Origin of the sequence: Tessaracoccus caeni, from assembly GCF_029211185.1 — a bacterium.
Taxonomy (GTDB): Bacteria; Actinomycetota; Actinomycetes; order Propionibacteriales; family Propionibacteriaceae; genus Arachnia; species Arachnia caeni.
Map to the genome: position 1 here is coordinate 1 of NZ_JARGDO010000042.1, position 3,218 is coordinate 3,218.

Annotated in this window: 5 protein-coding genes; 4 read left to right on the forward strand and 1 reads right to left on the reverse strand. The window is 64.6% G+C overall.

Annotation, left to right across the window (positions count from 1 at the left end; genetic code table 11):
* The 4 genes from P0D62_RS18830 to P0D62_RS18845 all read left to right on the forward strand — a co-directional run.
* Positions 1–370, forward strand: a 370-nt coding sequence (locus P0D62_RS18830; RefSeq protein ID WP_275704066.1) for a hypothetical protein, incomplete at its 5' end; no start/stop codon positions are given.
* 164 nt (positions 371–534) lie between these two features.
* Positions 535–1,359 carry a sulfite exporter TauE/SafE family protein gene (locus tag P0D62_RS18835; RefSeq protein WP_275704067.1) on the forward strand — a complete coding sequence of 275 codons (825 nt, stop codon included), beginning with the start codon at positions 535–537 and terminating at the stop codon, positions 1,357–1,359.
* 79 nt (positions 1,360–1,438) lie between these two features.
* Entirely contained in the window at positions 1,439–2,398 is a 960-nt protein-coding gene (locus P0D62_RS18840; RefSeq protein WP_275704068.1) for an aminoglycoside phosphotransferase family protein, read from the forward strand.
* Between the two features lie 86 nt (positions 2,399–2,484).
* Positions 2,485–2,778, forward strand: a complete 294-nt coding sequence (locus tag P0D62_RS18845) for an antibiotic biosynthesis monooxygenase family protein (RefSeq protein ID WP_275704069.1) — start codon at positions 2,485–2,487, stop codon at positions 2,776–2,778.
* A gap of 33 nt (positions 2,779–2,811) precedes the next feature.
* On the opposite strand, the gene P0D62_RS18850 is transcribed toward P0D62_RS18845, so the two are convergent.
* Positions 2,812–3,072, reverse strand: a complete 261-nt coding sequence (locus P0D62_RS18850) for a hypothetical protein (protein ID WP_275704070.1) — start codon at positions 3,070–3,072, stop codon at positions 2,812–2,814.
* Between the last annotated feature and the right edge of the window lie 146 nt (positions 3,073–3,218).

Below are 3,218 nucleotides of genomic sequence, written 5' to 3' on the forward strand. Positions count from 1 at the left end.
CTGGTTCATCGTCGAGGTCCTCGGAACAGGGAGTGTGGTAACTCCTGATCCTGAGGGCCTCGACCCCTACCTCAGCACACCACCCTCACCCAGCGTGTCGCCCACCCACCGCAAGTACGAAGAGCCGCCAAACGCCGGCGAAGCGGAAGCAATTGCCGCAGCGTTTCGTCGAGCGGTTCCTTTGCTTATCAACGATGGTCCTGCGACCAAACACGCGCAAGAACGAGGCCTACGGACGGAAGACGCCGCTAACTCGATCCGTCGGCTGGCGATGACGCCGAACCAAAAGTACCGGCTTTACCTCGATATGGATCGCTCTGTTGGCAACGCTGGTGGTCCTGTGCGAGGCCCGCTCTGGTATAGGGACTAGCTGAGAGCCGGCTCGTCAGGGTAGTCAGCCGAAGGTTCAAGCTCAGGTAACCAGGCCTGCCCCAGGTGTCGTCGTCGGACTAGAACGGTATCTGACCAACTCTTGTGTTCATCCGTGAATGGGCCACGTTGCACCTGGCGCTCCTAATCGGCGATGCTCGATCAGTGCTCTTTGCGCCACTACTTGCTGATTGGCTGCCCGTCGAGGTTCCGACGCTTGTCATGTTGCTGCTCGCCGCTGCGGTCGCTGGCTGGGTTGACGCCGTCGTCGGCGGGGGAGGGCTGATTCAGCTACCTGCGTTGGTGATCGGGCTGCCCAAGGAGATCGCGACTCCCGTCGTGCTCGGCACCAACAAGATGTCGTCGTTTGCCGGCACGCTACTGGCGACGGGGGTCTACCTACGGAAGCTGCGGGTGCAGGCGGTCGTGTTGGTGCCGTTGATCCTTGGAGCGTTTGCCGGGTCCGGTGGTGGGGCGTCGGTGTCTCGCTATCTGCCACGCGAGGTTCTTGAGCCGATCGTGCTCGTGGCCGTCATTGCGGTGGGCATCTACACCGTTCGGCGGCCGAGTCTAGGACTCGAACATGCGCCGAGGCGGCAGGGACCGCTCACCACTGCGTGGCAATCCAGCGCAATCGGCCTGGTTGTGGGGTTCTACGACGGCATGCTCGGGCCGGGGACCGGATCCTTCTTCGTCATCCTGATCGTCGCGGTGCTCGGCTACGGCTTTCTTCAAGCCAGCGTGCACGCCAAGATCGCGAACCTCGCCACCAATGTCGCCGCGATCCTGGTCTACGGCGTGCATGGGGAGTTGTTGCTGGCACTGGGGCTGATGATGGCCACCGCAAACATCGCGGGTGGCTTCTTCGGCGCGCGAATGGCCGTGAAGAACGGCAACGCGTTCGTACGCCGGGTGTTCCTCGTCGTGATGGGCATTCTGGTGCTGAAGCTGGCGTGGGACGTCGTCGGGAGCTTGCTGGCCTCCTACTGAACACACGGGAACTTGCCGGTCTTGCGGCGATCGGTGGAGATAGGAGATCGTTCGGAGCCTCCAGTCCTAGTCTTGGCGCATGTCAGACGAGGTGATCGAGGGGGCTATTCGTGAGGCGCGACGTCGGCAGTCGGCGTCGGATCGTGACCTCGGGCCTGAGGTCGAGCACTATGCTCAAGCGCTGCGTTTCGTGAGTGCCGACTGGGGTCTTGAGGCGGAGGTCTGGTTGCCGGGCGGAGTGAACCCACCGCCCATTGCGGTGCGGACCGAAGATGGCAGCCTCGCGGTGTTGAAGATCCAGTCGCCCGGCGTCCAGGACGCGGCGGTGGCGGTTCTGCAGGCGGCAGCCGGCATCAGCTACGCCAGAGTCCTGCGCTGGGATGCCAGCTGCGGCGCACTCCTCACGGAGAAATTGGGGGAGTCGTTGTGGGAGGACCGCAGCGATCTGGTGGGGCAGGCGCGCGTGATCGCGCCGTTGTTACGACAGGCCTGGACGGTCCCGCTAGAGGTAGGAAGTGTCGGCGAGTCGAAGGCGTCAGGGCTGGCAAGGATCCTGGCCACGCTCGGCCCCCGGTACGGTGCGGCCGCGCCGCGCGCTCTGGCTCTGGCAACGACGCACGCCGAGTTCCTCGCTGCCGGCGAACGAGCCGAGGTCGTGTGCCATGGGGATCCACATGCCGGCAACGTGCTGCGTCGAGGCGATGGGTGGGCGTTGATCGACCCCGATGGTTTTGTCGGCGAGCGAGCCTATGATCTTGGGATCGTGCTGCGCGACGCCTGCGCAGAGTTCCTGGAGGCTGAAGCTATCCGGCCAGGTGGAGGGGTCGAGTTCCTGTGGCAGGGGAGCCGGCTTCTTGCTGAATTCGGTGGCGCTTCGCCTGACCGGGTCTGGAGATGGGGCTTCGTCGAGCGCGTGACGACGGGGCTCTATCTCCATTGGTTCGGTCATTCCGAGCAGGGTGCCCAGTTCCTTGGGATCGCGGAGACGATCGCCCGGGCCGACACAGGCGCGGCGTTGTCGCCTAGCGTCGAGAAGTAGACCCTGCCCACCGGCTCGTGTCAGCACGGGATTAGGCTTGCCTAAGTACGGTCCGGATCCACGGGCCCCCTGCTGAGGAGATCACCGTGACGTTTGTGAACATGACCGCTCTGACGTTCCCTGCGGGAGCGGAGGCTGAGATCGAGACGCGCTTCGCCGCTCGCCGGAAGGCCGTGGATGCCGCACCAGGGTTCCAGTCGTTCGAGTTGTTGCGACCTGCGTTCGGAGAGGATCGCTACTTCGTGGTGACCCGCTGGGACTCGCGCGACGCCTACGACGCGTGGCGGGCGGCGCGTCCCGGTGGTGGTCATGAGGACGACAAGCAGCGGGGCATGTCCGTCGACGTGCTCGGGTTCGAGGTGGTCCAGCACGACGAGTGACGCGCAGCGGCAGCCCGTCGAGATGTCGTAGCTCTAGGGGCCGGCCGCTCGTCGACGATGGGCACGCCAGGCCGCGAGCGGGATGCTGCCGGCGACGCCGTGGCCGCCATACTTGGAGCCGATGTAGAACACCGCGCGGTGGTGATGAGGGCCCCATCCGGTTTCGCCCTGCACGAGCAGCACGTCTCCGGGGCTGGCCCTGCGCCACCAGAACCACGCGTCGGTCTGAGTGCCGTCGGGGAACTCGATGATGGCCTTCGTTCCATCCTTGGCCCTCATGTACACGCGACGCACGCGCGCGAGTTGAAGCCCCTTAGAGATTCCGCAGGTAGGTGCGTGTCGGTGACGTAGGACAGGCACGAGTCTCGGTAGGAGAGGTGGTATCTGACGCCGCTTCTTCCCCGAGGTACTCGTGCCTGCACTGCCATCTTTCATCATGA